This is a genomic window from Micromonospora sp. RTBAU3-60 (assembly GCF_054963695.1).
The window spans coordinates 157,702-184,221 of the sequence record NZ_JBUEGB010000009.1; the positions used below are offsets into that span (position 1 = coordinate 157,702).

Below are 26,520 nucleotides of genomic sequence, written 5' to 3' on the forward strand. Positions count from 1 at the left end.
GCCCGGCGGTCCCGGGGGACGTCGCCCCGTCGCCGGCGGCCAGGGGGACAGTGGAGTCACCGTCGGCGGGCTCGCCCGGCGGCGGGCCGAGCGGCTCCACGGCGACCGCGGGGGCCGGGGTGACCACCGGGGCCGGCAGGACGGCGCGCTCGGCGGGACGGGCATTGCCCGGTCGGGGCGCCGGCGCGACCGGGCCGGCCGGCAGCAGCCGCGGCGGCGTCGCGGTGGGCGCGGAGACCGGCGCGAGCCCGGCCACCACGGTGTTGACGATCTCGGCGGCGTACGACCCGTCCGGGTCGTAGTCGGGGTCGAAGACGGTCAGCTCGACCCCGAGGCAGTGCGGGGTGTCGACCAGCCCGGCGAGCAGGATCTCCAGCTCGGCGAAGGCGATCCCGCCCGGGTCGGGCGCGTCCACGGCCGGCATCACCGCCGGGTCGAGCACGTCCACGTCGATGTGCACCCAGTAGCCGGCGCAGTCGGCCAACTGCTCGTGCGCCCACTGTGCGGTACGGGCGGCGCCCTCGGCCCGCAGCGCTGGCACCGGCCGGGTGGTGATGCCGGCGGCCTGCAGGTCGAGTCGGTACTCGTCCTGCGCCCGGATGCCGAGCACCACCACGTCGATGTCCCGGAAGTAGGGGCGCCGCCCCTCGATGCCGGCCAGGTCGGCCTGCCCCCGGCCGGTGACCAGAGCCAGGTCCTCCCCCGCCGCCGCGCCCACGTACGAGGCGTTGCCGGGGTGCCGGAAGTCGGAGTGACCGTCGACGAAGACCAGCCCGATCCGGCCGCCGACCGCCTCGCCGAGCCGGTGCATGGCCAGCGCCGAGCCGAGCAGCACGGAGCAGTCCCCGCCGAGGACCAGCGGGAACTCCCCGCGGTCGATGATCGCGCCGATCCGGTCGGCCAGTGCCGCCGAGTAGGCGGCGATCTCCGGGGCGTGGCAGACCCCGTCGCCGGGGCGCCAGTCGCCCGGGTCGTACCGGGGCGGGGTGAGGCAGCCGGCGTCGCGGGCCCGCAGCCGGGCGAGCAGGGCGTGGTCGCGCAGCGCGCCCGGGGCCTTGGCGCAGCCCGGGACCGAGGTGACCGTGGGCGGGCGCAACCCGAGGTTGGTCGGCGCGTCGAGGACGGCGATCCGGCGCATCATGGGCTCCCGTCCTCGATGGTCGGGCGGGCCGGCCGATACGCCGGCCCGCGCTGGCGTGCTACTTGCTCAGAACAGGGCGCTGGCCAGGGCCCGGCGGGCCGAGGCGACCGCGGGGTCGTCCGGGCCGGCGATGGTGAAGAGGCCGACCAGGTGCTGGCGTACCTTCTCCCGGTCGTCACCGGCGGTGCGGCGGACCAGGCCGACCAGGCGCTGGTAGGCCTGCTCGGCCAGGCCGCTGAGCACCTCGATGTCCGCGGCCAGCAGCTGGGCGTCGACGTCGTCGGGGTTCGCCTGCGCGGCGATGAGCGCCGCCTGCGGGTCGGCGCCGGCCACCCGGCGGGCCAGCCCGACCTGGGCCAGCCCCGCCTCCGCCGCCGCGTCCGCCGGGGACTCGGCGAGGATCTTCCGGTACGCCCGCTCGGCCGCGTCGAGGTCGCCGGTCATCAGGGCGTCGTCGGCCTCGGCGAGGCGCGGGTCCTCGGGCGCCTCGACGTTGACCCCGCCGGCCTTCAGCACGGCCTGGATCCACTGGCGCAGCTGGGCCTCCGGCACCACCCCGGAGAAGGCGTCGATCGGCTGACCGCCGACGATCGCGTAGACCATCGGGATGCCCTGCACCCGGAACATCTGGGCGATCCGCGGGTTGGCGTCGACGTCCACCTTGGCGAGCAGCCACGCGCCGGCGCCCTCCACGGCCAGCCGTTCCAGCACCGGGGAGAGCTGCTTGCACGGCTCGCACCACTCGGCCCAGAAGTCCACGATCACCGGGGTGGTCAGCGAGCGTTCGAGGACTTCGGACTGGAAGGTCGCCTCGGTCACGTCGATGACGCTGACCCCACCGACCGCGCCGCCCGGCGCGCCGGCGGGGGGACCGGATTTGGCCGGGGCGGCGTTGGGGGCGGCGCTGCGCAGGGCGCTGAGGTCGACCGCGCCGCGGGTGAAGATCGACGAGGTGATCCGTGGGTCGCTCATGGTTATCTAGTCTCGCACGTGTCCGCCTGAACTCAGATCAACCGCGACGGCGACAGTTGCAACTGTCACGCCAGCTGGGCGCCGGTGCCGGAAGTCCCGGCACCGGCGTGGCCACTCAGAAGCGGGCGGGCTCGCGGTAGACGCCCCACTCGGCGCGCAGCGCGTCGCAGATCTCGCCGAGGCTCGCCTCGGCGCGGACCGCGTCCAGCATGGCGGGGATCATGTTCTCCCCGGTCCGGCTGACCTCGACCATGCGCTGCACGGCGGCCTTGACCGCGGTGTCGTCGCGGGCGGCCTTGCGTTCCGCGAGCACCCGGCGCTGCTCCAGCTCCACCTCGTGCGAGATGCGCAGGATCTCCAGGTCCTTGGCGACCGTGCCGGTGTGGCAGTTGACCCCGACGATCTTCTTCTCGCCCTTCTCCAGCGCCTGCTGGTAGACGAAGGCCGACTCGGCGATGTGCCCGGTGAACCAGCCGTCCTCGATGCCGCGCAGAATGCCCGAGGTCATCGGGCCGATCTTGTGCGGGCCGTCGCCGCCGAGCTGCTTGATCCGGGCGAAGATCTCCTCCGCCTCGGCCTCGATCCGGTCGGTGAGCGCCTCGACGTACCAGGACCCACCGAGCGGGTCGGCCACGTTGGTCACCCCGGTCTCCTCCATCAGCACCTGCTGGGTACGCAGGGCGATCTCGGCCGACTCGTCGGTGGGCAGGGCCAGGGTCTCGTCGAGGGCGTTGGTGTGCAGCGAGTTGGTGCCGCCGAGCACCGCCGCGAGGGCCTCCACCGCGGTCCGTACCACGTTGTTGACCGGCTGCTGGGCGGTGAGCGACACCCCGGCGGTCTGGGTGTGGAACTTCAGCCAGAGGGCCTTCTCACTGGTGGCGCCGTAGACGTCGCGGAGCCAGCGGGCCCAGATCCGGCGGGCCGCCCGGAACTTGGCGATCTCCTCGAAGAAGTCCACGTGGGAGTCGAAGAAGAAGCTCAGCCCCGGGGCGAAGACGTTGACGTCCAGCCCGCGGGAGAGCCCCAGCTCGACGTAGCCGAACCCGTCGGCCAGGGTGTACGCCAACTCCTGGGCGGCGGTCGCGCCGGCCTCCCGGATGTGGTAGCCGGAGACCGACAGCGGCTTATACTTCGGGATCTCCTGGGCGCAGTACTCCATCAGATCGCCGATCAGGCGCAGGTGCGGCTCCGGGTCGAAGAGCCACTCCTTCTGCGCGATGTACTCCTTGAAGATGTCCGTCTGGAGCGTGCCGTCCAGCCTGGACAGGTCGGCGCCCTGCCGCTCGGCGGCGACCAGGTACATGCAGAAGACCGGCACGGCCGGGCCGGAGATGGTCATCGAGGTGGTCACCCCGGCCAGGTCGATGCCGCCGAAGAGGACCTCCATGTCGGCGGCCGAGTCGATGGCCACGCCGCAGTGGCCGACCTCGCCGAGCGACTGCGGGTCGTCGGAGTCGCGGCCCATCAGGGTCGGCATGTCGAAGGCGACGGAGAGCCCGCCGCCGCCGGCGCCGAGGATCATCTTGTAGCGCTCGTTGGTCTGCTGGGCGTTGCCGAAGCCGGCGAACTGCCGGATGGTCCAGGTCCGCCCGCGGTAGCCGGTCGGGTAGAGCCCCCGGGTGTACGGGAACTCGCCCGGCCAGCCGATCCGCTCGAACCCGGGGTAGGGCAGGCCCTCCGGCGGGCCGTACACCGGGTCCACGGCCATGCCGGAGAGCGTGGTGAAGTCCGCGTCCCGCTTGCGGGCGGCGTCGTAGCGGGCCTGCCAGCGGGCCCGACCGGCGGCGATCTCGTCGGCGTCCATGCGCGGAGCTCCTCCTCGAGTCCTCGACTGAAGACCGAGTGTAGAACGGATACCTGAACGATCGATAAGGACGTGGGTACCGGCCGGTAACCTGACTCAGGCCGACGGTGCCGCCGGCCCGCCCAGGGCCACGTCGTCGACCCGGATGTTGATCTCGTCGACCCGCAGCCCGTACGCCTCGACCGCCTCCGTGACCTTCACCCGGACCGCGTCGGTCACCTCGGGGACCGGCCGGCCGCCGTCGATCACGATGACCAGGTTGACCAGCGCCGCGCCGTTGGTGACGTGCGCCGAGCAGCCCCGCCGGGCGTCGCCGACCTGGTCCAGCCCGACCCGGTCCAGCACCGCGTTGAAGAACCGAGCCACGTCGCCACCGAGCTCGGCCACCCCGGGCACGGACTTCGCGGCGGCCACCGCGATCTTCTCCACCACCTCGTCGGAGACGTGCGTCGCACCGCCCGCCACCGCGTCCGGCAGCACCGACAGCTCCTGGGTCGCCTCGTCAGCCATGCTCTCCCGCCCACTCGTCCTGCCCCACGACCGCCATGAGGCGGTGCGAGCGTACTAGTTCGGGGCCGGTCCGCAGTGGACCCGTCAGGCCCCGAGTTGGGCCAGCAGTTCGGCGGCGGCCGCGTACGGGTCGATCGCACCCTCGGCCACCTTGGCGGCGAGGGTCGGCAGCTGCGTACCGTCGCGCAGCGAGCCGATCCGGTCCCGGAGGGTGCCGAGCGCGATCGCCTCGACCTCGGCGGCGGCCCGCGCCTCCCGGCGGCGGCGTAGCTCGCCGTGCCGCTCCAGCCAGTCGCGGTGCTTGTCGATCGCGGCGGCGATGTCGTCGACGCCCTCGCCCCGCGCGGCGATCGCCCGGACCACCTGCGGCCGCCACTCCCCCGGCCCGCGCTCGCCCAGCGCGATCATGCCCTGGATGTCGCGGACGGTGGCGTCGGCGCCGTCCCGGTCGGCCTTGTTGACCACGAAGACGTCGGCGATCTCCAGGATGCCGGCCTTGACCGCCTGGATGGCGTCGCCCATGCCCGGTGCGAGCAGCACCAGCGTGGTGTCGGCCAGCGAGGCCACCTCGACCTCGGCCTGCCCGACGCCCACCGTCTCCACCAGCACCACGTCGCAGCCGGCGCCCTCCAGCACCCGGACCGCCTGCGGCGTGGCCGCGGAGAGCCCGCCGAGGTGCCCGCGGCTGGACATCGAGCGAATGTAGACGCCGGGGTCGGTGGCGTGGTCCTGCATCCGGACCCGGTCGCCGAGGATCGCCCCGCCGGTGAACGGGCTGGACGGGTCGATGGCCAGCACCCCGACCCGGTGGCCGCGCGCCCGCAGCGCCCGGACCAGCTCGTTGGTGGTGGTCGACTTGCCCACCCCCGGCGACCCGGTCAGCCCGACCACCTGGGCGTGCCCGGTGTACGGCGCGAGGGCCGCCGCGACCTGCGGCAGCACCTCGTCGCCGGACTCCACCAGGGTGATCAGCCGGGCCACCGCGCGGGGGTCACCCGCGCGGGCCCGCTCCACCAGCATCGGTACGTCCCGGCTGCGGCGCACCGATCCGGTGGCCGCAACCGGGGCGTTCTCGACGGCGTCGCTCACTGCTCGGTCTCGCCCCCGGACGGCACGTGGATGATCAGCGCGTCGCCCTGGCCGCCGCCGCCGCAGAGCGCGGCCGCGCCGGTGCCGCCGCCCCGGCGCTTGAGCTCCAGCGCCAGGGTGAGCACCAGCCGGGCGCCGGACATGCCGATCGGGTGGCCGAGCGCGATGGCGCCGCCGTTGACGTTGACCTTCTCCGGGCTGACACCCAGGTCCCGGGTGGACTGGATGCCGACCGCGGCGAACGCCTCGTTGATCTCGATGAGGTCGAGGTCGGCGACGGTCAGGCCGGCCTTCTTCAGGGCGTGGTTGATGGCGTTGGAGGGCTGCGAGTGCAGGGAGTTGTCCGGGCCGGCCACGTTGCCGTGCGCCCCGATCTCGGCCAGCCAGGTCAGCCCCAGCTCCTTGGCCTTGGCCTTGCTCATGACCACCACGGCGGCCGCGCCGTCGGAGATCGGCGAGGAACTGCCGGCGGTGATGGTGCCGTCCTTGGTGAACGCCGGGCGCAGCTTGGCCAGCGTCTCGACCGTGGTGTCCGGGCGGATGCCCTCGTCCTCGCTGATCACCAGCGGGTCGCCCTTGCGCTGCGGGATGATCACCGGGGTGATCTCGTCGGCGAGGTGGCCGTTCTTCTGGGCGGCCGCGGCGCGCTGGTGGCTGGCCGCCGCGAAGGCGTCCTGCTCCTCGCGGGTGATGCCGTGCTTCACCCCGTGCCGCTCGGTCGACTCACCCATCGCGCAGCAGTCCCACGCGTCGGTGAGCCCGTCGAGAGCCATGTGGTCCTTGATCGTGACGTCGCCGTACTTGTAGCCGCTGCGCTGGCCTAGCAGCAGGTGCGGGGCGTTGGTCATCGACTCCATGCCGCCGGCCACCACGATGTCGAACTCGCCGGCCCGGATGAGCTGGTCGGCCAGGGCGATGGCGTCGAGGCCGGAGAGGCAGACCTTGTTGATGGTCAGCGCCGGGGTGGACATCGGGATGCCGGCCTCGACGGCCGCCTGGCGGGCGGGGATCTGGCCCGCGCCGGCCTGGAGCACCTGCCCCATGATCACGTACTGCACCTGGTCGGGGGACACGCCGGCGCGCTCCAGGGCCGCCTTGATCGCGACGCCGCCGAGCCGGGTCGCCGGGAGATCCTTGAGGTTGCCCAGCAGGCGCCCCATCGGGGTCCGCGCGCCGCTGACGATCACCGAAGCCATGCCTGCCTCCGAGGGGGGGGTGCCGACCTGTACGCCTTAACGATTGTTCGGTCAGACTAGCGCCATGGCTGAGAACTCCCCCGTCGAGCCCACTGCCGACTATGTCACAGACATCGGCCTGCGCCGCATCGACCACGTCGGGATCGCCGTGGCGGACCTCGACGCCGCGATCGACTTCTACCAGCGCACCTTCGGGATGCGCTGCGTGCACACCGAGACCAACGCCGAGCAGGGCGTACGCGAGGCGATGCTGGCCGTCGGGCCGACCACCGAGGGCGGCTGTCTGCAGCTGCTCGCCCCACTGTCGCCGGAGTCGACGATCGCGAAGTTCCTGGACCGCAACGGGCCCGGGGTGCAGCAGGTCGCGTACACGGTGACGGACATCGACGCGGCCTGCGCGGCGCTGCGCGAGCGGGGCGTACGGCTGCTCTACGAGACCCCGCAGCGGGGCACCGCCGACTCCCGGATCAACTTCGTGCACCCGAAGGACGCCGGCGGCGTGCTGGTCGAGCTGGTCGAGCCGGCCGCCCACTGAGCCGAAAAGGAAGGGCCCTGGTCAGCAGAGGGCCCTTCCTTTCGCCGGGGCCGAGCGCGGCGATGCGCGGTTCAGCCGTCCCGCGGACACCTCCACGCATCGGTGGATGCAGTTTTTCACAGGGGACTTCCGACCCTAGCTACCGTTCAGTAACGTCCGGCCCCACAAGAGTGCGACCGGTGCCGGATGTGTCGATTGCCGACATGGCGGACCCGTCGCACCGGCGCCGACGATGGCAGCACCCCTGCCCCGGTGTGGGTGCGGACGAACGGGAGGTCACCATGCAGGACATCCTCGATGCGATCATGGCGGCGGAGGGCTCCGCGCAGCCGGAGCGGGAACTCGCCGGCCTCGCCGGCCTGCCGGTACCGGAGAGCTACCGGGGCGTGGTCGTCCGCGCCGAGGACACCCGGATGTTCGACGGCATGGCGACCCGGGACAAGGACCCCCGCAAGGCGCTGCACCTGCAGGAGGTGCCCACCCCCGAGCTCGGCCCGGGCGAGGCGCTGGTCGCGGTGATGGCCAGCGCGATCAACTACAACACGGTCTGGACCAGCATCTTCGAGCCACTGCCCACGTTCAAGTTCCTCCAGCGCTACGGCCGGGTCTCCGACCTGGCCAGCCGGCACGACCTGCCGTACCACGTGGTGGGGTCTGACGCGGCCGGCGTGGTGCTGCGGACCGGGCCCGGGGTGACCCGGTGGAAGGCCGGCGACGAGGTGGTCGCGCACTGCCTCTCGGTGGAGCTGGAGGACGCGGCCGGCCACGACGACACCATGCTCGACCCACAGCAGCGGATCTGGGGCTTCGAGACCAACTTCGGCGGCCTGGCCGAACTGGCCGTGGTCAAGGCCAACCAGCTCATGCCGAAGCCGCGCCACCTGAGCTGGGAGGAGGCGGCCAGTCCCGGCCTGGTCAACTCCACCGCGTACCGGCAGCTCGTCTCCCACCATGGCGCGAACATGAAGCAGGGCGACGTGGTGCTGATCTGGGGCGCCTCCGGCGGCCTGGGCAGCTACGCCACCCAGATGGCCCTGGGCGGCGGCGCGATCCCGGTCTGCGTGGTCTCCTCGCCGGAGAAGGCCGAGCTGTGCCGGCGGATGGGCGCCGAACTGGTCATCGACCGGGCCGCCGAGGGTTTCCGGTTCTGGAAGGACGAGGAGACCCAGGACCCGGACGAGTGGCGGCGCTTCGGCGAGCGGATCCGCGAGCTGACCGGCGGCGAGGACCCGGACATCGTCTTCGAGCACCCCGGCCGGGAGACCTTCGGCGCCAGCGTCTACGTCGCCAAGCGCGGCGGCACCATCGTCACCTGCGCCTCCACCAGCGGCTACCAGCACCAGTACGACAACCGATACCTCTGGATGCACCTCAAGCGGATCGTCGGCAGCCACTTCGCCAACTACCACGAGGCGTGGCAGGCCAACCGCCTCGTGGCACTCGGCAAGGTCCACCCGACCGTGTCGCGGACCTACCCGCTGGAGCAGACCGGCCAGGCCGCGTACGAGGTGCACCGCAACGCGCACCAGGGCAAGGTGGGGGTGCGCTGCCTCGCCCCGACGGACGGCCTCGGCGTCCGGGACACCGAGCTGCGAGCCCGGCACGAAACGGCGATCAACCGGTTCCGCGGGCACTGACCCGTCCGGGTGGTCCTGGCACCGGCCGGGCGGTGGAGGCATTGCGCTTTCCATTGCGCGGAAGGCGATTCAGGGACTGCTCGACAAAGGGCCGCGGGGCACCGACCGGCGGCCCTTTTCGGCGCGCGACTCGCGTCCCGTCGGGCACGCCCGGAGCTGCCAAGATCGCTGTTCGGTCCGGTCCGGCCCGCCCGCGAAGTTGACCATGTAAACAGGACACGAAAGCTTCCGACCGCTCTTGCGAAGCACCCTGGGGCGTCTGCCAGTATGTCCCAATGCCCCAGCAGCAGTCCTCCCCTCTTGCGTTCTTCGATAACGCGAACACGCAGCCAGATTTCACCGTTGGCCTGCGCGGATACAACACCAACCAGGTCGACGACTTCATCGGCCGGTTGAGTGCCGCGCTGAGCCAGTCCGAGCAGGCCCGGGCCGAGGCCGAGCAGCGGATGAACGACGCCCAGCGCCGGCTCCGCCAGGCCGAGCAGCGCCAGAGCGCGCTGGAGCAGAAGCTCGCCGACACCAGCAAGCAGCTCGAGGAGAACAGCCGGCCGACCCTCTCCGGCCTGGGCACCCGCGTCGAGCAGATCCTCCGGCTGGCCGAGGAGCAGGCCAACGACCACCGCAACGAGGCCAAGCGCGAGTCGGAGGGCATCCTCTCCGCGGCCCGCCTCGAGGCGCGGGAGATCACCGACAAGGCGCGCGCCGAAGCGGCCGCCATGAAGGCCACCGCCGAGCGCGAGGCCGGCAGCGTCCGCACCGCCGCCGAGCGGGAAGCCGCTGAGGTCCGCGTGCAGGCCCGCCGCGAGGCGGACACCCTGCGCGCCGACGCCGACCGGGAGACCAAGCAGCTGCGTACGGTCACCGCCCACGAGGTGGCCGAGCTGAAGTCCACCGTCGAGCGTGAGGTCGCCACCCTGCGGGCCACCGCCGAGCGGGAGATCACCCAGCAGCGGGCCAAGGCCGCCCGGGAGGCCGAGGAGAAGCGCGCCGAGGCGACCAAGCTGCTCACCGACGCGCGGGACAAGCGCGACAAGGACCTGCAGGCCCTGGAGCTCCAGCTCGCCGAGCGGCGCGAGAAGGCCGAGCGCGAGGAGTCCGAGCGGCACGCCGCCCAGGTCGCGCAGACCCAGAAGCTGGTCAGCGAGGCCGAGCAGCGGGCCCGGGCCGCCCAGGAGCGGGCCAAGGAGATCGAGCAGCGGGCCGAGGCCCGCCGGGTCGAGTCCGAGCGCACCGCCAACGAGACGGTGGACAAGGCCAAGGCGCTGGCCGACAAGACGCTGAACGAGGCGAAGGCCGAGGCGCAGCGCCTGCTCAGCGAGGCCCGCACCGAGGCGGAGCTGACCACCCAGGCGGCCCGCCGCGAGGTCGAGGACCTCACCCGACAGAAGGACGCGGTCACCTCGCAGCTCGGGCAGATGCTCTCCGGCCTCGCCGGCATCGTGCCGGGCGTGCCGGGCGGCGGCGCCAAGCCGGAGGCGGCCAAGGCCGGTGGCGCCGAGGACAAGGTGAGCGCCGAGTCGGCCAGCTGAGACACCACCCGCGACGGGGCATGAACCACGGCGCGGGGTGACACCGGGTAACCGGTGCCACCCCGCGCCGTCACGCTTTCCAGCCCGTTTCGACCCGTCAGTGAAGTAGGTCCCAACCGGGGCGTCCGTATCGCCCCAGCAGAACCGGATGCGTGTGAGGATGGGAGCATGTCGCACGGCGAGGAACTGTTTGCTCTCGGCGGGGACGTGGCCACGGAGCCCAGCTTCGAGTCCGCGCTGCGGGGGTACGACAAACGACAGGTCGACCGGTACGTCGCTCGGGCGGAGCACGAGATCGCGGCGCTGACGGCCGAGCGGGAGCAGGCGTACACCCAGATCCACAAGTTGGCCGGCCAGGTCGAGGTGCTGCAACGCGATCTCGCCCAGGTACGCAAGCAGGTGGGCGTGGTGGACCGGGCCTCGTTCCGGCACCTCGGTCCCCGGGTCGAGCAGATCCTTCTGATGGCCGAGGAGCAGGCGGACGAGATCCTCGCCGCCGCCAACGAGGAGATCGAGGCCCGTCGCGCCGCCGCCGAGCACATCATCGAGGAGGCCCGGGAGCAGTCCGCCCAGGCCCTCAAGGACTTCGAGATCGCCCTCGCCGCCCGGCGGGCCGAGGAGGAGCGACTCACCGCCGCCCGCAAGGCCGAGGCGGAGGCCACCCTCAAGGCGGCCAAGGAGGAGTCCACCAAGCTCCGCAAGGACGCCCACGAGGAGACCACCAAGCTCCGCAAGGACGCCCACGAAGAGACCACCAAGCTCCGTAAGGACGCCAACGACGAGGCGACCCGGCTGCGCCGGACGGCCCAGGAAGCGCTGACCAAGGCCCAGCAGGAGGCGACCCAGCTCCGGGACACCGCCAAGGAGATCCACACCCGCGCCCAGCAGGAGGCCGCCCGGCTACGCGAGGCGGCCAAGGAGGCGCTGGCCAAGGCGCAGCAGGAGGCGACCCAGCTCCGCGAGGCGGCCAAGGAGGTGCACGCCAAGGCGCAGCAGGAGGCCAAGCGCCTCACCGAGTCCGCGGCCGAGGCCGGCCGGGCCACCCACGCCAAGGCGTTTGCCGAGGCCAAGAAGATCGTCGACGACGCGGAGGAGGCGGCGAAGGCCACCCGGAGCCGGGCCCGCACCGAGGCCGACCGGTTCAGCACCGAGGCCGCCGAGGCGGGCAAGCGCAAGCGCGCCGAGATCGAAGCGTACGTCCAGCGGATGCGCACCGAGACCGAGGCGTACGTCCAGGAGGCCCGGGCCCAGACACAGCAGGAGCTGGGCGCCTGGCGGGCCGGGGTGGAGCAGGAGGTCAACGCCCGGCGGGAGGCGGCCGACAAGCAGTTCGCCCAGCGCCGCGCGGCCGCCGAGCAGGAGTACGCCAAGCGCCGCGACGAGCTCGACCGGCAGCACAAGAAGCGGCAGGACGAGCTGGAGAAGGCGTACGCCGCCCGGCGCGAGGAGATCGAGCAGGGCGCCGCCCGGATCCGGAAGGCGGCCGAGCAGGACGCGCTCACCATGCGCCGGCGGGCCGAGGAGGAGGGCGCCGAGCTGCTGCGCCGGGCCGAGGTCGACGCCGCCGACAAGCGCCGCAAGGCCGACGAGCACGTCGCCGCCTCGCGCCGCCAGTTCGAGGAGTACGCGGCCACCACTCAGCAGCACCTCGCTACCACGCAGCAGCACCTCGCCGCCACCCAGCAGGAGGTGGCCGCCGGCCGCCAGCAGCTCGCCCAGGTGATGCTGGAGATCGCCCACGCCCAGCAGGAGTTGGCCGACCTGCGGACGGAGACCTGGAAGTCCCGCCAGGAGTCCGACGACCTCCAGCGCAAGCTCGCCGAGGTCCGGCTGTCGGCGACCAAGGCCGGCCTCGCCACCACCCCCGTCGACCCGGACGAGCTGAGCGCGGCCGCCAGCGGCGATTCCTCTGGGCCGGCCGCGACCGGCCCCGCCGCCCCGACGGCCGGCAAGGAGAGCGGCCCGGTGACCGCCGGCAAGGCGAGCACGTCAGTGGCCTCCGGGAAGGACAGCGCGCCGGCGGCCGGCAAGGACACGACCCCGGTGACCGCCGGGAAGGACACCGCTCCGGTGGCTGCCGGCAAGGAGACCGGCCCGGTGACCGCCGGCAGGGTGAGCACGCCGTCCTCCGGGAAGGACACCGTGCCGGCCGGCAAGGACACCGCGCCGGTGACCGCCGGCAAGGACACCACCCCGGTGACCGCGAAGGGCACCGCGACCGTCTCCCCCGAGGGCGGCGAGCCCGCGCCGGCGGCGGCCGGGGAGCCGGCGGCCACCGAGCCGGCGGCGGACGGCAGCGCTGCCCGCCCGGTCGCCGAACCGGTGACCACCGTGGACGGCGGCGCCGCCACCGCCGGCGTGGACGGCGAGCCGACCGTCGCCGCCGTGCCCGGCGAGGGCGGCCGAGGCGCCACTCCCACGAAGATCACCAGCACCGGCGAGAACGGCAAGCGCCCGACCAAGCCCACCACCGACGAGCGGAGCGCCAAGCCGAGCGCGGTCAAGGTCGAGACCGACTGACCCAGGCGAGGAGTCCCGCCCGATATCCGACCTCGGCCGGCATCGCCGCGCCCCGCCGCCGTCCACCGCGCCCCCGCTGCCGTCCGGCGGCCGGGCCGGGTGCCCGCCGGACGCTACGAACCTGATGACGTAAACGACTCAGCCGGGGGCGGCCTGCCGGCCTTTGGGGTCCGAGGATCACCGTGATCACAGGGGGTCTGGAAGGCGAAGTTCGCGTGGCGCCTTCCACCCAGCGGTGAATCGTTGTGTCATCAAGTTTGTAGGCGGAGTGGGGGTTACCCCTCGGTGACGGCGGCCTGGCCCGCCAGATCAGCGGCCTCGCCATCGGCGGGAGCCCCTAGCCGACGGCCTGACCCGCCAGATCAGCGAGCTCGCCGTCTGCGGGAACCCCCGGCCCCGCCCTGGCCCGCCAGATCAGCGAGTTCGCCGGAGGCCAGGGGCTCCCGCCGGGACGGTGAAGCGGGAGGTGACCGGCACGGGCCGCGGAAGGGCTGGCCGAGGAAAGCCAGGCCCGCTAACCTCCCGAGCAGCGGGCTGCCGCGTGGACCCGACGGCCGGCCGGCCGATCCGGGCCACCCGAGCCGGTCCGGCGAGCTGGACTCCGGTACGCCGGAGCGGGATCGGGGGAGGTCAGGTGACGCAGGACGGGCGGCCGGGCGACGCCGGACCGGAGGACGACGACCCGCTGGGCGCGCTCCGCCCCGAGGAAGGCGCGGCCGACGAGTCCGGGCGGCCCACCGCCGGCGAGCCGACCGAGCCCGATGAGACGGCCGAACCGACCGAGTTCGAGCCGAGCGGCCGGTTCGGCGTGCCGGGCAAGCCGCTGCGCCGCAGCGCCTTCTTGGTCGGCTTCACCGGGGCGCTCGGCGTGCTGCTGGCGTACGCGGTCTTCCTGGGCATCCGCAACGCCGCCGGCATCCTGGTGCTGGTGGTCATCGCGCTCTTCCTCGCCGTGGGTCTGCACCCGGCGGTGGTCCGGCTGCGCCGCTGGGGCCTGCCGCACGGGCTGGCCGTGGCGGTGGTGACGCTCACCGTGCTGCTGCTGATCATCGGTGGGCTGCTGGCGCTGGTGCCGCCGGTGGTGACCCAGTCCGGGCAGTTCATCACGCACCTGCCCGGCTACGTGGAGCAACTGCGCCGCAACCCCACCGTCAACGACCTCATCGAGCAGTACGACGTGATGGAACGGGTCCGCGCGGCGGCGAACGCGGAGACCATCGGCCGGGCGCTGGGCGGCGTGCTGGGCGGCGCTCAGCTGATCTTCGGCACCATCCTCCGGGCGCTGACCGTGCTGGTGCTGACCATCTACTTCCTGGCGTACTTCGACCGGCTGCGTGACCTCGGGTACGCGCTGGTGCCCCGCACCCGACGGGAACGGGTCCGGCTGATCGGCGACGAGATCCTCACCCGGGTCGGCGCGTACATGGTGGGCGCGCTCGCCATCGCGGTGCTGGCCGGGGCGAGCACCTTCGTCTTCGCGCTGGCGGTCGGGCTGCCGTACCCGTTCGCGCTGGCCGTGGTGGTCGCGGTGACCGACCTGATCCCGCAGATCGGGGCGACCCTGGGCGCGGTGGTGGTGTCCCTGGTGGGGTTCGCCACCGACCTGCCGGTGGGCGTCGCCTGCCTGGTCTTCTTCCTGGTCTACCAGCAGGTGGAGAACTACCTGATCTACCCGAAGATCATGCGCCGGGCGGTCTCGGTCAACGAGGTGGCGGCGCTGCTCGGCGCGTTGCTGGGGGTGTCGCTGCTGGGGGTGGTCGGCGCGCTGATCGCCATCCCGGTGGTGGCCGCCCTTCAGCTCATCCTCCGCGAGGTGGTCCTCCCCCGGCAGGACTCCCGCTGACCGGCGGCGTCAGCCCGCCTGCCGCTGCTGCGGCCCGGGGACCGGGGTGTCGGCGAAGGCGGCCACGGTCCGGTCGGCGTACGCGCTGACGTCACCGGTCTCCATCGGGCCGTCCCAGGTGGTCGGCAGGGGCACCGGCACGGCCGGGTTGACCCGCCGGACGATCTCGTCGAGCACGGTCTCCGCGTCGCCCACCCACAGGTGCTTGGCGCCGGGCACCCCGACCACCTCGGCCTGCGGCACGGCCGCGAACCGCTGCCGCGCCTCGTCCGGGCGCAGGTAGTCGTCGAACTCGGGCACCAGAGCGGTGAGCGGCTTGCCCGCCTCGGCCCAGACGGCGAGGTCCGCCGGCTCGGAGAAACGCAGCGGCGGGGAGAGCAGGATCGCCCCGGCGATCGCTGGGTCGCAGCCGTACTTGAGCGCCAGGTCGGTGCCGAACGACCAGCCGACCAGCCAGATGTTCGGCAGCTCGTGGAACTCGGCGTACTCGATGGCGGCGGCGACGTCGAAGCGCTCGCCGACGGCGGCGTCGAAGGATCCCTCGCTGGTGCCCCGGACGCTGCTGGTTCCCCGGGTGTTGAACCGGAGCACGGCCAGGTCGGCCAGCGCAGGCAGCCGCCAGGCCGCCTTGCGGAACACGTGGCTGTCCATCATCCCGCCGTGGGTGGGCAGCGGGTGCAGGCAGACCAGCGTGCCGGCGGGCTCCCGGTCCAGCGGCCGGGCCAGCTCACCGACCAGCGTCAGCCCGTCGGCGGTGTGGAGCTCGATGTCCTCCCGGTGGCCGGGGAGGATCGACGACGCACGGATCGGGGTGCTCACCGTCCCAGTCTCGCGCGCCGTCCGCCCCGTCGCCCGCCGGGGCGGAAACAGGGTGACCCAGATCGCTCAGCCGTACCGGGGGGCGCCGCGACCGCGCAGGAGGTTCGGGCCGCGCCGGTCCCGGGCCCGCCAGCAGCCGCTGTGCCAGTGCCGCCGGTCAGTGAGGTCGCCCCGGTCGTCGGCCGGCCAGGCCACCACGTGCGCCACCCCGGGGCGGATCTCCTGGTCACAGCCGGGACAGCGGTACGTCTTGACGGACGCCCCGCCGCTGATCCCGCGTACCTGCCAGTCGCCGTCGCGCCACTGCTGGACGGTGGGCACGCCCTGGCGGGCCCGGTCGGAGTCCAGCCGGGTGGTGTCGTCCCGGCGGGGGCGGTTGCGACGGGGGCTCACGGTCACCAAGCGTACGGCTCGCCGGCCGGGCCGCCCCGCGACGGGCGGCCCGGCCGGCAGCGCCGGTCACTTCCAGGTTTCCGGGTCGGTCAGGTCCTTCGCCACTTGCACCCCGGCCAGCACGCTCGTCGCGTCGGCCTCCGTGAAGTCCAGGCCACCCTTGCGGGGGTCGATCCCTGGAAACGGCCAACCGAACTCGGCGGTCAGGTGCGCTCTCGGGATGCCGAGCAGTTCCAGCTTCGTACCGTCCGGGTAGAGGTAGGCGGGACGGCCACCCGCCTCGCGGTTGCTCTCGGTAGTGCTTCCCACGATCTCCGCCCCGTACAGCAGCCGCACCCACATGGTTGCCGACGGCTTTCGGTTAAGGGTGAGCTCGACCTTGAGAGCCTTCGGGAAGCCGGTGGCGTCGACGGAGCAGAAGCCCATCGTCGCGCCCTCCGGCAACGTGCTCAGCCGCAGCGGCGCCGTGCACCGTCGTGCCTCGTCCCAGCGGACGGCAGCCAGGGCCTTGACCAGCATGCTCCGGTCGCCGCCGAGCATGCTCGCCCGGGCGTACAGGCCGGGGACGGGCTGCCAGGCCTTGACCAGGCCGCCGGTCGTGCCGGCCACCTGCCGGATTTCACCGTCGAAGGTCACCGGGACCGGACCGACCCGGTTCGGGAAACCCTCGATCCCCATGCCGGTGAACGACTGCGCGGACCGGGCCACTTCGACAAGAACCGGCTGCTCACCCCCGACGCTGAACCGGATCGACTCCACATCCAGAGACGCGGCCCACCGCAGGTAACGGGCCTTGCTGGTGTCCACGCCCAAGTGCAGCAATTGCGGGTCGGTGCCCACCAGGTCTGGGCGCTGGGCGGCCCCGGGCACCCCGTCGGCCCGGGGCGGCACCGGCGGGGCGACGGTCGGCGTCGCCGCCGTCCACGGCAGTCGGCCGGGCAGCCCGGTGAAGTCGGCCGTGGTCACCCCGACGAAGCCGAGCACCCCGACCAGGGCCAGTGCGGTGCCGGTCGTGGCCCGGCGGCGTAGTTGGCGGCGGCGGCCCCGGGCGCGGGATTCCCGGAGCAGGCGGTGGGTGTCGGTCTCCCCCTCGGCGCGCTCCCGCAGCACCGAGGCGATCCGCTCGTCGAGGTCGGTCACGGCCGGCTCCCGTTCGTCGTCGGGGCGCCGCAGCGCTCCCGCAGGTGGGCGAGCGCCCGCATCGCGTGGGTGCGGACGGTGACCGGCGAGCAGTCGAGGATCTGGGCGATCGTCGCGTCGTCCAGATCCTCGTAGTAGCGCAGCACCAGCACGGCACGCTGGCGGTCGGGCAGCGCCCGGATGAGCCGCCACATCTCATCCCGGTCGGCCGCCTCGCCGCCGAGGTCGCCCCGGTGGGCCTGCTCGGCGAAGGTGTCCACGGCCAGCTCGTGGCTGGACCGCCGGCGCCACCACGAGTGGTTGGCGTTGATCAGCATCCGCCGCACGTACACGTCCGGCCGGTCGGCCCGGGCGATCTTCCGCCAGTGCACGTACGCGCGGGCCAGGACGTCCTGGGTCAGGTCTTCGGCGCGGTGCGCGTCGCCGGTCAGCAGCCGGGCCAGGCGCAACAGGGCTGGGCCGCGGCTGCCGACGTACTCCTCGAAGGTCACACCCTCAAGACGCCGTCACCGGCGCCCGCTGTTGACCCGGATCAGCGGTGGGTGTGGTCGCGGAACCCACGGCCGCTCTTGCGGCCCAGGTAGCCGGCGGTGACCAGGTGCTCCAGCAGCGGCGCGGGGGCGAAGCCGGGCTCGCGCAGCTCCAGGTAGAGCTCCCGCTGGATGGCCAGCGAGACGTCCAGACCCACCACGTCGAGCAGCTCGAACGGGCCCATCGGGTAGCCGCAGCCGAGCTTCATGGCGTGGTCGATGTCGTCGGCGGTCGAGTAGCTGGCCTCCAGCATCTTCACCGCGTCGTTCAGGTACGGGAAGAGCAGCGCGTTGACGATGAAGCCGGACCGGTCGCCGCAGACCACGCCGGTCTTGCCCAGCGCCGCGCAGACCGCGCGGGCGGTGGCGGTGGTCTCCGCCGAGGTGCGGATGGTCTGCACGATCTCCACCAGCGGCATGATCGGCGCCGGGTTGAAGAAGTGCAGGCCGATCACGTCGGCCGGACGCTGGGTGGCCATCGCCACGTCGATCACCGGCAGCGACGAGGTGGTGGTGGCGAGCACCACGCCCGGCTTGCAGATCTCGTCGAGGCTGGCGAAGAGGGCCTTCTTGACGCTCAGCTCCTCGACCACCGCCTCGACCACCAGGTCGACGTCGGCGAGATGGTCCAATGTGGCCGACCAGGTGACCCGGCCGAGCGCGGCGTCCCGGTCGGCCTCGCTGAGCTTGCCCCGGACCACGCCCTTGTTGAGCGAGGTCTTGACCGCCTCGCAGACCTTCGCCGACTGCTCCGCGCCCCGGGTGACCGAGATGACCTCGTACCCGGCCTTGGCGAAGACCTCGATGATGCCGGTGGCCATGGTCCCCGAGCCGACCACGCCGACCTTGGCGATCGCCCGCGCGCCGTCGGCGAGCGCCGCCTCCGTCGCCACCGGCGTGTGCTCGTCCGGTACGACCTTCGGCGAGCCCGGCCGCTCGTAGGTGTAGAAGCCGCGGCCGGACTTCCGCCCGAGCAGCCCGGCGGTGACCATCTGCTTGATCAGTGGCACCGGCGCGTGCCGGCGGTCCCGGCCACCGCGCCGGTACATGGTGTCCAGGATCTCGTACGCGGTGTCCAGGCCGATCAGGTCCATCAGCGCCAGCGGGCCCATCGGCAGGCCGCAGCCGAGCTTCATCGCGGCGTCGATGTCCTCGCGGCTCGCGTACCGCGCCTCGAACAGGCTCACGGCGTGGTTCAGGTAGCCGAAGAGCAGCGCGTTGGCGATGAAGCCGGCCCGGTCGTTGATGGTCACGTCGACCTTGCCGAGGCGCGTGCAGAGCGCCTCCACGTCGGCCACCACGTCGGCGGAGGTGACCACGGTGCGGACCACCTCGACCAGCTTCATGATCGGCGCCGGGTTGAAGAAGTGGATGCCGATGACCTGGTTGGGCCGGGTGGTGGCGACGGAGATCTCGGTGACGCTCAGCGAGGAGGTGTTGGTGGCCAGGATGGCCTCGGGCTTGCAGACCCGGTCCAGCTCGGCGAAGATCCGCTGCTTCAGGTCCAGATGCTCGGGCACCGCCTCGATTACCAGGTCCACCGAGTGCAGCGCACCCAGCCCAACCTGGAAGTCGACCCGGCTCAGCAGGGCGTCCCGGTCGGCCTCAACGAGCTTGCCCTTGGCCACGGCGCGGTCGGTCGACCCGGTGAGGGTGGCCCGGCCACGCTCCAGGGCGGCCGCCGAGATCTCCACGGCCACCACGTCGATGCCGTTGCGGGCGAACACCTCGACGATGCCGGCACCCATGGTGCCCAGACCCACCACACCCACCCTGGTGAACTCGCGCGCCACGACCGGCCTCCCCTTGGTTGACTCCGCCGTTGCCGACATGAACGGCCGCTAAGGTTATGCGCCGGAGTCTGCCACGTGACTCTACGTTGTCGAGACGCCGTGGGATATTTCACGACGTCCGTCACTCTCCGCCCCCGGCGCGGCCGGCCCGGGCAATGCGCCGTCACCGCAGGCCGGGCACCGTCGTCCGCCGTCGCCGCCGGGTCAGGCCTCCGCCAGCGTCGCCGGGTCAGGCCTCCGCGGGCGCCCCGACCAGCGCCAGCAGCTCCGCGACGAACTCGGCCGGCCGTTCCAGGTGCGGGCTGTGGCCGCAGCCGGGCAGCACCACCTCCCGGTACGTGCCGCCGGCCGCCGCGTACCGGTCCAGCACCGCCCGGGTCTGGCCCACCATGGGCTGCGGCGGGCAGTCCGCCGCTCCCGGCCAGCCCGGCACGGCGCCGAGTGACCCCAGGTACGCCAGGTCGAACAGCGAGGTGTCGGAGACGATCACGTCGGCATCGCCGCGTACCCAGGTCACCGGCGGCTTGGCCGGGACGGTGACCAGCTTGTCGGCGACCCGGAACCAGGCGGGCGCCAGCGCGTTGAGCACCCCGCGTTTCCCCGCGGCCGTGCCCGGCCAGTGCGCGGAGGCGACCGCCGTGCCCGGGTAGTTGTCGTCCCCGGTGGCGGTGGTCAGCATGCTCTCCAGCAGCAGCTCCTCGTCCTCGCCCAGCGACGCCGGGTCGGCCACGTACGCCGCCCGCAGCACGTTGCGCGGGCTGGTCGGGCCGTCCTCGCCCCGGTCCTGCGCGGCGAGGCGGGCGACGAAGTCCGGGTTGGCGGTGCCGGCGCCGGTGCCGGCGAAGTCGGGCGTGGTGGGGGTGCCGTCGAGGTCCCGGGTCCCGCCGAACCCGTACGGCGACACCGGCGCCTCCAGCAGCAGCCCGGCCACGCGGTCGGGATGGTCGACCAGCAGCCGCATCGCCACCCCGCCGCCGAGCGAGTGCCCGACCACCACGGGCCGCGCGCCGGAGGCGAACAGCCCGGGAGCGTCGAGCAGGGCGGCCACGTCGTCGGCGAAGTCACCGAGGCCCCGGGTCGCGTCGACCGGGGCGGTGTCGGTCTCGCCGTACCCGCGCAGGTCCGGGGCGACCACGCGGAGCGCCTCCGGCAGCCGCCGCAGCAGCGGCTCCCAGAACGCCGACGACGAGACGTTGCCGTGGACCAGCAACACCGGTACGCCGTCCGGCGGACCGGCCACCCGTACCGACTGGGTGATGCCGTTGGCGTGGACCGTGTGCCGCGTGCTCCGCATCCGCGCATGCTGGCACACCGCGCCGGCCCGGTCCATGTGCCCGGACCCCACTCCGGACCGCCCGTGGGTGTGGACGGACCCGGTGGGATCAGGAGTGCGCGTCGACCGGGAGCGACAGGATCTCGCGCGACTCCACCGGCGTCCGGGCAGACGGGACGGGCAGCGGGAGGGTCGGCCGGTGGCCCGGGCTCGGGAGGCTGAAGCTCATCCCCACCGGGTCGGTCCGGGCCACCCCCGGGTCGAAGTAGCGCAGGTCGGTGCGGCCGAGCCGGATCACGTCACCGTCGGTGAGCGGCACGCTGCCGCTGATCCGCTGGTCGTTGAGCCAGGTGCCGTTGGTCGAGCCGAGGTCGGTCAGCCAGGCCCCCTCGGGGGTCAACTGCACCGTGGCGTGCCGCCGGCTCAGATGCGCGTCGGCGAGCACGATGTGGGCGCTCGGCGCCCGGCCGATGACCTGCGGGTCCCGGCCGACGCGGAAGCTCAGCCCGCGCAGCGCCCCGCCCGACACCGTCAACAGCGGCATCAGCTCCGGATGCTCCTCCATCGGCAGTCGCCCCTCCACCCCGTCGCCTGCGGCGTCAGCCTGCCAGCTCACCGTAATGGCTGTCACCACCGCGCGGTCACCCCCGCAACCCCGGCCGGTCAACTTCTGTTCGCCGTTTCGGGTTCATTCACCGGTCATGTCCGTCGATTCCGTCGGTTCGTCGGCGCCCCGGTCAGGGCAGGTTACGCGGGACGCCGGACCTACCAGTGAGTAACGTTCGGGTCTAGACTTCGGCCATGACGGCTGTGCATGTCCCGGGGACCCCGATCATCGAGGACGGTCACCTGGTGTCCACCAGCCCGGCGACCGGCGCCGAAGCCGGACGGGTCCCGGTGGCGACCGTAGCGGACGTACGGGACGCGGTCGAACGGGGGCGCGCCGCGGGCCAGTGGTGGGCCGGGCTCGGCTTCACCGGCCGCCGGGAGCGGCTGCTGCGCTGGCGCGGTGTCATCGCCCGCCGCATCGAGGAACTGGCCGAACTGGTGCACACGGAGGGCGGCAAGCCGATCGGCGACGCCGTCGTCGAGATCCTCACCGCGCTGGAGCACATCGACTGGGCCGCCCGCAATGCCCGCCGGGTGCTCGGGCCGCGCCGGGTGCGCACCCGGCTGATCCTCGCCGAGTTCACCGGGCACCTCGAATACCAGCCGTACGGGGTGGTCGGGGTGATCGGCCCCTGGAACTACCCCGTCTTCACCCCGATCGGCTCCGCCGCGTACGCCCTCGCGGCCGGCAACGCTGTGGTGTTCAAGCCGAGCGAGTACACCCCGGCCGTCGGGCAGTGGCTGGTGGACCGCTTCGCCGAGGTGGTGCCGGAGCAGCCCGTCCTCACCGCCGTGCACGGCCTCGGCGACGTGGGCGCGGCGCTGTGCCGGTCCGGCGTGGGCAAGCTGGCCTTCACCGGCTCCACCGCCACCGCGAAGAAGGTGATGGCCGCCTGCGCCGAGACCCTCACCCCGGTGCTGCCGGAGGCGGGCGGCAAGGACGCCATGATCGTGGACGCCGACGCCGACCTGGACGCCGCCGCCGAGGCGTGCGTCTGGGGCGCCCTGACCAACGCCGGGCAGACCTGCATCGGCATCGAACGGGTCTACGCGGTCGAGCCGGTCTTCGACGCCTTCCTCGACAAGGTGGTGGCGAAGGCCGGCCGGCTCACCGTCGGCCCGGAGGGTGCCGACATCGGACCGATCACCATGCCGGCCCAGCTCGACGTCATCCGCCGGCACATCGACGACGCGGTCGCCCGTGGCGGCCGGGCGGTGCTCGGCGGTCCCGAGGCGGTGCAGCCGCCGTACGTGCACCCGACCGTGCTGGTGGACGTCCCGGAAGACTCGGCCGCCGTCCGCGAGGAGACCTTCGGCCCGACCCTGACGGTCAACCGGGTCCGCGACATCGACGAGGCCGTCGAGCGGGCCAACGCCCTGTCGTACGGTCTCGGGGGTTCGGTCTTCGGCCGGAAGCGGGCGGTGGCGGTCGCACGGCGGCTGCGTTCCGGGATGGCCGCGATCAACTCGACGCTCACCTTCGCCGGCATGTCCACCCTGCCGTTCGGCGGGGTGGGCGACTCCGGCTTCGGCCGGATCCACGGCGAGGACGGGCTGCGCGAGTTCGGCCGGGCCAAGGCGATCACCCGGCGCCGTGGGCCCTCGCTGCTGCCGTCGATGACCTTCGAGCGCACCCCGGCCGACGTCGCCCGCCTGGTCAAGGCCGCCAAGCTGATGTACGGCCGGGGCCGCTGACGGGGCCGGTCTCCCCCGGACTCAGAACAGGGTCAGCTCGTCGCGCTCGATGCCGCGCAGCTTGTCGTAGTCGACCACCACGCAGCGGATCCCGCGGTCGGTGGCGAGCACCCGGGCCTGCGGCTTGATCTCCTGCGCGGCGAAGACGCCGGTGACCGGGGCGAGCAGCGGATCGCGGTTCATCAGTTCGAGGTAGCGGGTGAGCTGCTCCACCCCGTCGATCTCGCCGCGCCGCTTCACCTCGACCGCGACCGCGCCCTGGTTCGCGTCCCGGCAGAGCAGGTCGACGGGACCAATCGCGGTCATGTACTCCCGCCGGACCAGCGTGAAGCCCTCACCGAGGGTTTCCGGATTGGCGGCGAGCAGCTCCTGCAGGTGCGCCTCGACGCCGTCCTTGCGCAGGCCCGGGTCGACGCCCAGCTCGTACGAGGTGTCCTGGAAGATCTCCTCCAGGGTGATGCGCAGCTCCTCGCCGGCCTTGTTGACCACCCGCCAGACGCCGGGCGCCTCCTCCAACCGGCACGGCGGGCTCATCCAGTTCAACGGCTTGTACGCCCGGTCGTCCGCGTGGATCGACACCGAGCCGTCCGCCTTCACCATGAGCAGCCGGGTGGCCGGCGGCAGGTGCGCCGAGAGCCGTCCGACGTAGTCCACCGAGCACTTCGCAATCACCAACCGCACCCGACGAGGGTAGCCGAGCCCCCGGCGCTCGCCGGCGAGCGCCACTGGCGTACCGGTGCGATATTGAGATCGTGCTCGAAGTCCTCACCGGTTCCGGCCTCGCCGCCTCGGCCGGCCTGAACGCCTACATCCCGCTGCTCCTCATGGGTCTGCTGGCGCGCTACACCGACCTGGTCGACCTGCCCAGCGGGTGGCAGTGGCTGGGCAACGGCTGGGTCATCCTGATCCTCGCCGTGCTGCTCACCATCGAGGTGGTCGCCGACAAGGTGCCGGTGGTCGACCACGTCAACGACGTGGTTCAGACGGTGGTCCGGCCCACCGCCGGCGGCCTGGCCTTCGGCGCCGGCTCCAGCTCGCAGACCGTCACGGTCAGCGACCCGGACACGTTCTTCTCCTCGCACCAGTGGGTGCCCGTCGTGGTCGGCGTCCTCATCGCGCTCGGCGTGCACCTGCTCAAGTCGGCGGTCCGCCCGGTCATCAACGCGACCACCGCGGGCTTCGGCGCCCCGGTCGCCAGCACCGCCGAGGACGCCACGAGCGCGGTCATGTCGGTGGTGGCCATCCTGCTGCCGGTGCTGGTGCTGGCGTTCCTGCTCGGGTTCGTCCTGTTCCTCGGCTGGTTCCTGCGGCGGCGCAAGGACCGGCGGCGGGAACGCGCGGCAGCCCGCGCGGCTGGATTCCGGGTCTGATCCTGCTGGTCGCGGTTCCGGGTTGGGTCCGCGTCGTGGGCTGCTCTCGGTGGGCTTGGGGCCCTGCTTTCAGCGCAGGCCGTTGGCCGCGCGGATCACGGTGACCAGTTCGTCGATGATGCCGGTCAACGCGAAGTCCTTCGGCGTGAAGACGCGGGCCACACCGGCCGCCCGCAGCGCCTCCGCGTCGCCGGTGGGGATGATGCCGCCGACCACCACCGGCAGATCGGCCCGCCCGGCGGCGCGCAGCCCGTCCAGCACCGCCGGCACGGCGGCGAGGTGCGAGCCGGAGAGCACCGACAGCCCGACCAGGTCCACGTCCTCCTCGACCGCTGCGGCGACGATCTGTCCGGCGGTCAGCCGGATGCCCTGGTAGACCACCTCGAAGCCGGCGTCGCGGGCGCGTACCGCGATCTGCTCGGCGCCGTTGGAGTGCCCGTCCAGGCCGGGCTTGCCGACCAGCAGCCGCAGCCGGCCGCTGCCCAGCTCGCGCGCGGTCGCGGCGACCCGCTCGCGGACCCCCGCGAGCCCCGCGTCTCCACCCGCCCCGGCGGCGCCGGAGAGGCCGGTCGGGGCCCGGTACTCGCCGAAGACCTGGCGCAGCGCGCCGGCCCACTCGCCGGTGGTCACCCCGGCCCGCACGCACTTCAGCGTCGCCGGCATCAGGTTCGCCGTGGTCGCGGCGTCCGCGCGCAGCCGGGCCAGTGCCGCGTCCGCCGCCGCCGCGTCCCGGCCGGCTCGCCACTGGCGTACGGCGGTCGCGGCGGCCGCCTCGACGGCCGGATCGACCTGCTCGATCGCCTCGGCACCGGCCGCGGTCAGCGGCGACGGCTCGGTCTCGGTGAACCGGTTGACGCCGACCACCACGTCGGTGCCGGCCTCCATCCGCCGGCGGCGGTCGGCGAGCGAGGCCACCAGGGCGCTCTTCAGATAGCCGGTCTCCACGGCGGCCACCACGCCGCCCAGCTCCAGCACCTTCGCCAGCTCGACCCGGGCACCGGCGACGATGTCGTCGACCAGCGCGGTCATCACCTGCGAGCCGGCGAAGAGGTCGGGATGTTCCAGCAGGTCCGACTCGTACGCCAGCACCTGCTGCATCCGCAGCGACCACTGCTGGTCCCAGGGGCGGGGCAGGCCGAGCGCCTCGTTCCAGGCGGGGAGCTGCACCGCGCGGGCCCGGGCGTCCCGGGAGAGGGTGACGCCGAGCATCTCCAGCACGATGCGCTGCACGTTGTTCTCCGGTTGGGCCTCGGTGAGGCCGAGCGAGTTGACCTGGACGCCATACCGGAAGCGGCGCTGCTTCTCCTCCGCCACGCCGTACCGGTCGCGGGTGATCTCGTCCCAGAGCGCGCCGAACGCGCGCATCTTGGCGATCTCCTCGACGAAGCGCACCCCGGCGTTGACGAAGAAGGAGATCCGCTGCACCACGTCGCCCATCCGCTCGGCGGGCACCTGGCCGGAGTCGCGCACCGCGTCGAGCACGGCGACCGCCGTGGCCAGGGCGAAGCCGACCTCCTGCACCGGCGTCGCACCGGCCTCCTGCAGGTGGTACGAGCAGATGTTGACCGGGTTCCACTTCGGCATCTCGCGCAGCGTGTAGGCGATGACGTCGGCGGTCAGTCGCAGCGACGCCGCCGGCGGGAAGATGTACGTCCCCCGGGACAGGTACTCCTTGATGATGTCGTTCTGCGTGGTGCCGGCGCACCGGGCCAGCTCCGCGCCCTGCTCGGCGGCGACCGCGGCGTAGAGGCCGAGCAGCCACATGGCCGGCGCGTTGATGGTCATCGAGGTGTTCAGCTCGGCGAGCGGGAGACCGTCGAAGAGTGCCCGCATGTCGTCGAGGTGCGCCACGGGCACGCCCACCCGGCCCACCTCGCCGGCGGCCAGCTCGTGGTCCGGGTCGTACCCGGTCTGGGTGGGCAGGTCGAAGGCGACGGAGAGACCGGTCTGCCCCTTCGCCAGGTTGCGGCGGAAGAGCGCGTTGGTGGCCGCGGCGGAGGAGTGCCCGGCGTAGGTGCGCATCACCCAGGGCCGGTCGCGCTCCGGCAGCCGCCCCGAGGGAGCCTTCTCATCCATGGCCGGAGTCTAAGTTACCGTTCAGTAAAACGGGTTGTGGAAAACC

The 26,520-nt window shown here is 73.0% G+C and carries 21 protein-coding genes and 1 pseudogene; 7 read left to right on the forward strand and 15 right to left on the reverse strand.

Going from position 1 to position 26,520, the window contains the following annotated elements:
* Nucleotides 1-7: 7 nt before the first annotated feature.
* The 6 genes and pseudogenes from ACY34I_RS11965 to ACY34I_RS11990 form a co-directional block, all read right to left on the reverse strand.
* Nucleotides 8-1,141 (reverse strand): annotated as a pseudogene (locus ACY34I_RS11965) (arginase family protein); the annotation flags it as partial.
* Between the two features lie 66 nt (nt 1,142-1,207).
* Complete coding sequence (locus tag ACY34I_RS11970; protein ID WP_462754782.1) at nt 1,208-2,113, reverse strand: tetratricopeptide repeat protein; 906 nt, start codon at nt 2,111-2,113, stop codon at nt 1,208-1,210.
* Between the two features lie 115 nt (nt 2,114-2,228).
* A complete protein-coding gene (locus tag ACY34I_RS11975; RefSeq protein ID WP_462754783.1) occupies nt 2,229-3,917 on the reverse strand; it encodes an acyl-CoA mutase large subunit family protein in 1,689 nt (562 codons plus the stop codon).
* A gap of 96 nt (nt 3,918-4,013) precedes the next feature.
* Entirely contained in the window at nt 4,014-4,427 is a 414-nt protein-coding gene (locus ACY34I_RS11980) for an Asp23/Gls24 family envelope stress response protein (protein ID WP_148805062.1), read from the reverse strand.
* An 84-nt stretch (nt 4,428-4,511) separates the two neighbouring features.
* Nucleotides 4,512-5,516 carry a methylmalonyl Co-A mutase-associated GTPase MeaB gene (gene meaB, locus ACY34I_RS11985; RefSeq protein ID WP_462754784.1) on the reverse strand — a complete coding sequence of 335 codons (1,005 nt, stop codon included), beginning with the start codon at nt 5,514-5,516 and terminating at the stop codon, nt 4,512-4,514.
* Nucleotides 5,513-6,712 carry an acetyl-CoA C-acetyltransferase gene (locus ACY34I_RS11990; RefSeq protein ID WP_462754785.1) on the reverse strand — a complete coding sequence of 400 codons (1,200 nt, stop codon included), beginning with the start codon at nt 6,710-6,712 and terminating at the stop codon, nt 5,513-5,515. Before ACY34I_RS11990 ends, meaB begins: the two co-directional genes overlap by 4 nt.
* Nucleotides 6,713-6,776: 64 nt before the next feature.
* Here ACY34I_RS11990 and mce point away from each other — a divergent pair, with 64 nt between their 5' ends.
* From mce to ACY34I_RS12015, 5 genes are all read left to right on the forward strand, one after another.
* A complete protein-coding gene (gene mce, locus ACY34I_RS11995; RefSeq protein WP_462754787.1) occupies nt 6,777-7,247 on the forward strand; it encodes a methylmalonyl-CoA epimerase in 471 nt (156 codons plus the stop codon).
* 281 nt (nt 7,248-7,528) lie between these two features.
* A complete protein-coding gene (gene ccrA, locus ACY34I_RS12000; RefSeq protein WP_462754789.1) occupies nt 7,529-8,884 on the forward strand; it encodes a crotonyl-CoA carboxylase/reductase in 1,356 nt (451 codons plus the stop codon).
* Nucleotides 8,885-9,159: 275 nt separating this feature from the next.
* Nucleotides 9,160-10,413, forward strand: a complete 1,254-nt coding sequence (locus ACY34I_RS12005) for a DivIVA domain-containing protein (RefSeq protein WP_462754791.1) — start codon at nt 9,160-9,162, stop codon at nt 10,411-10,413.
* Between the two features lie 168 nt (nt 10,414-10,581).
* Nucleotides 10,582-12,933 carry a hypothetical protein gene (locus ACY34I_RS12010; RefSeq protein WP_462754793.1) on the forward strand — a complete coding sequence of 784 codons (2,352 nt, stop codon included), beginning with the start codon at nt 10,582-10,584 and terminating at the stop codon, nt 12,931-12,933.
* Between the two features lie 634 nt (nt 12,934-13,567).
* Nucleotides 13,568-14,776, forward strand: coding sequence for an AI-2E family transporter (locus ACY34I_RS12015; protein WP_462754794.1), 1,209 nt, complete (start codon nt 13,568-13,570; stop codon nt 14,774-14,776).
* Nucleotides 14,777-14,785: 9 nt separating this feature from the next.
* Here the strand turns inward: ACY34I_RS12015 and ACY34I_RS12020 are convergent, their stop codons facing one another.
* The 7 genes from ACY34I_RS12020 to ACY34I_RS12050 form a co-directional block, all read right to left on the reverse strand.
* Nucleotides 14,786-15,595 carry an alpha/beta hydrolase gene (locus tag ACY34I_RS12020; protein WP_148800684.1) on the reverse strand — a complete coding sequence of 270 codons (810 nt, stop codon included), beginning with the start codon at nt 15,593-15,595 and terminating at the stop codon, nt 14,786-14,788.
* Between the two features lie 66 nt (nt 15,596-15,661).
* Entirely contained in the window at nt 15,662-15,994 is a 333-nt protein-coding gene (locus tag ACY34I_RS12025; RefSeq protein ID WP_462754797.1) for a hypothetical protein, read from the reverse strand.
* Nucleotides 15,995-16,054: 60 nt separating this feature from the next.
* On the reverse strand, nt 16,055-17,128 hold the full coding sequence (locus ACY34I_RS12030; RefSeq protein WP_462754799.1) for a hypothetical protein: 1,074 nt from the start codon (nt 17,126-17,128) through the stop codon (nt 16,055-16,057).
* Nucleotides 17,125-17,619, reverse strand: a complete 495-nt coding sequence (locus ACY34I_RS12035; RefSeq protein WP_462754800.1) for a SigE family RNA polymerase sigma factor — start codon at nt 17,617-17,619, stop codon at nt 17,125-17,127. Before ACY34I_RS12035 ends, ACY34I_RS12030 begins: the two co-directional genes overlap by 4 nt.
* A gap of 41 nt (nt 17,620-17,660) precedes the next feature.
* Nucleotides 17,661-19,451 (reverse strand): 3-hydroxyacyl-CoA dehydrogenase family protein, encoded by a 1,791-nt coding sequence (locus ACY34I_RS12040; protein ID WP_462754801.1) that lies wholly within the window; start codon nt 19,449-19,451, stop codon nt 17,661-17,663.
* A gap of 229 nt (nt 19,452-19,680) precedes the next feature.
* Complete coding sequence (locus ACY34I_RS12045) at nt 19,681-20,745, reverse strand: alpha/beta fold hydrolase (protein WP_462754803.1); 1,065 nt, start codon at nt 20,743-20,745, stop codon at nt 19,681-19,683.
* Nucleotides 20,746-20,833: 88 nt separating this feature from the next.
* Nucleotides 20,834-21,358: an FHA domain-containing protein gene (locus ACY34I_RS12050; protein WP_462754804.1), complete on the reverse strand. Its 525-nt coding sequence runs from the start codon at nt 21,356-21,358 to the stop codon at nt 20,834-20,836.
* A gap of 167 nt (nt 21,359-21,525) precedes the next feature.
* On the opposite strand from ACY34I_RS12050, the gene ACY34I_RS12055 reads away from it, so the two are divergent.
* Entirely contained in the window at nt 21,526-23,028 is a 1,503-nt protein-coding gene (locus tag ACY34I_RS12055) for an aldehyde dehydrogenase family protein (RefSeq protein ID WP_462754806.1), read from the forward strand.
* A gap of 21 nt (nt 23,029-23,049) precedes the next feature.
* On the opposite strand, the gene nucS is transcribed toward ACY34I_RS12055, so the two are convergent.
* Nucleotides 23,050-23,709 carry an endonuclease NucS gene (nucS, locus tag ACY34I_RS12060; RefSeq protein WP_073836014.1) on the reverse strand — a complete coding sequence of 220 codons (660 nt, stop codon included), beginning with the start codon at nt 23,707-23,709 and terminating at the stop codon, nt 23,050-23,052.
* Nucleotides 23,710-23,780: 71 nt separating this feature from the next.
* Between nucS and ACY34I_RS12065 the strand changes: the two genes are divergently transcribed.
* Nucleotides 23,781-24,398 (forward strand): DUF4126 domain-containing protein, encoded by a 618-nt coding sequence (locus ACY34I_RS12065; RefSeq protein WP_462754808.1) that lies wholly within the window; start codon nt 23,781-23,783, stop codon nt 24,396-24,398.
* Between the two features lie 69 nt (nt 24,399-24,467).
* Here the strand turns inward: ACY34I_RS12065 and ACY34I_RS12070 are convergent, their stop codons facing one another.
* Nucleotides 24,468-26,474 carry a protein meaA gene (locus ACY34I_RS12070; RefSeq protein ID WP_462754810.1) on the reverse strand — a complete coding sequence of 669 codons (2,007 nt, stop codon included), beginning with the start codon at nt 26,472-26,474 and terminating at the stop codon, nt 24,468-24,470.
* Nucleotides 26,475-26,520 lie beyond the last annotated feature (46 nt).

Bases quoted from the DNA above. Each gene is read 5' to 3' on its own strand.
- ACY34I_RS12005 (WP_462754791.1), top strand. From the start codon at position 9,160: ATGCCCCAGCAGCAGTCCTCCCCTCTTGCGTTCTTCGATAACGCGAAC.
- ACY34I_RS11990 (WP_462754785.1), bottom strand. From the start codon at position 6,712: ATGGCTTCGGTGATCGTCAGCGGCGCGCGGACCCCGATGGGGCGCCTG.
- mce (WP_462754787.1), top strand. From the start codon at position 6,777: ATGGCTGAGAACTCCCCCGTCGAGCCCACTGCCGACTATGTCACAGAC.
- ACY34I_RS11975 (WP_462754783.1), bottom strand. From the start codon at position 3,917: ATGGACGCCGACGAGATCGCCGCCGGTCGGGCCCGCTGGCAGGCCCGC.
- ACY34I_RS12010 (WP_462754793.1), top strand. From the start codon at position 10,582: ATGTCGCACGGCGAGGAACTGTTTGCTCTCGGCGGGGACGTGGCCACG.
- ACY34I_RS12055 (WP_462754806.1), top strand. From the start codon at position 21,526: ATGACGGCTGTGCATGTCCCGGGGACCCCGATCATCGAGGACGGTCAC.
- ACY34I_RS12070 (WP_462754810.1), bottom strand. From the start codon at position 26,474: ATGGATGAGAAGGCTCCCTCGGGGCGGCTGCCGGAGCGCGACCGGCCC.
- ccrA (WP_462754789.1), top strand. From the start codon at position 7,529: ATGCAGGACATCCTCGATGCGATCATGGCGGCGGAGGGCTCCGCGCAG.
- ACY34I_RS11970 (WP_462754782.1), bottom strand. From the start codon at position 2,113: ATGAGCGACCCACGGATCACCTCGTCGATCTTCACCCGCGGCGCGGTC.
- ACY34I_RS12045 (WP_462754803.1), bottom strand. From the start codon at position 20,745: ATGCGGAGCACGCGGCACACGGTCCACGCCAACGGCATCACCCAGTCG.
- ACY34I_RS11980 (WP_148805062.1), bottom strand. From the start codon at position 4,427: ATGGCTGACGAGGCGACCCAGGAGCTGTCGGTGCTGCCGGACGCGGTG.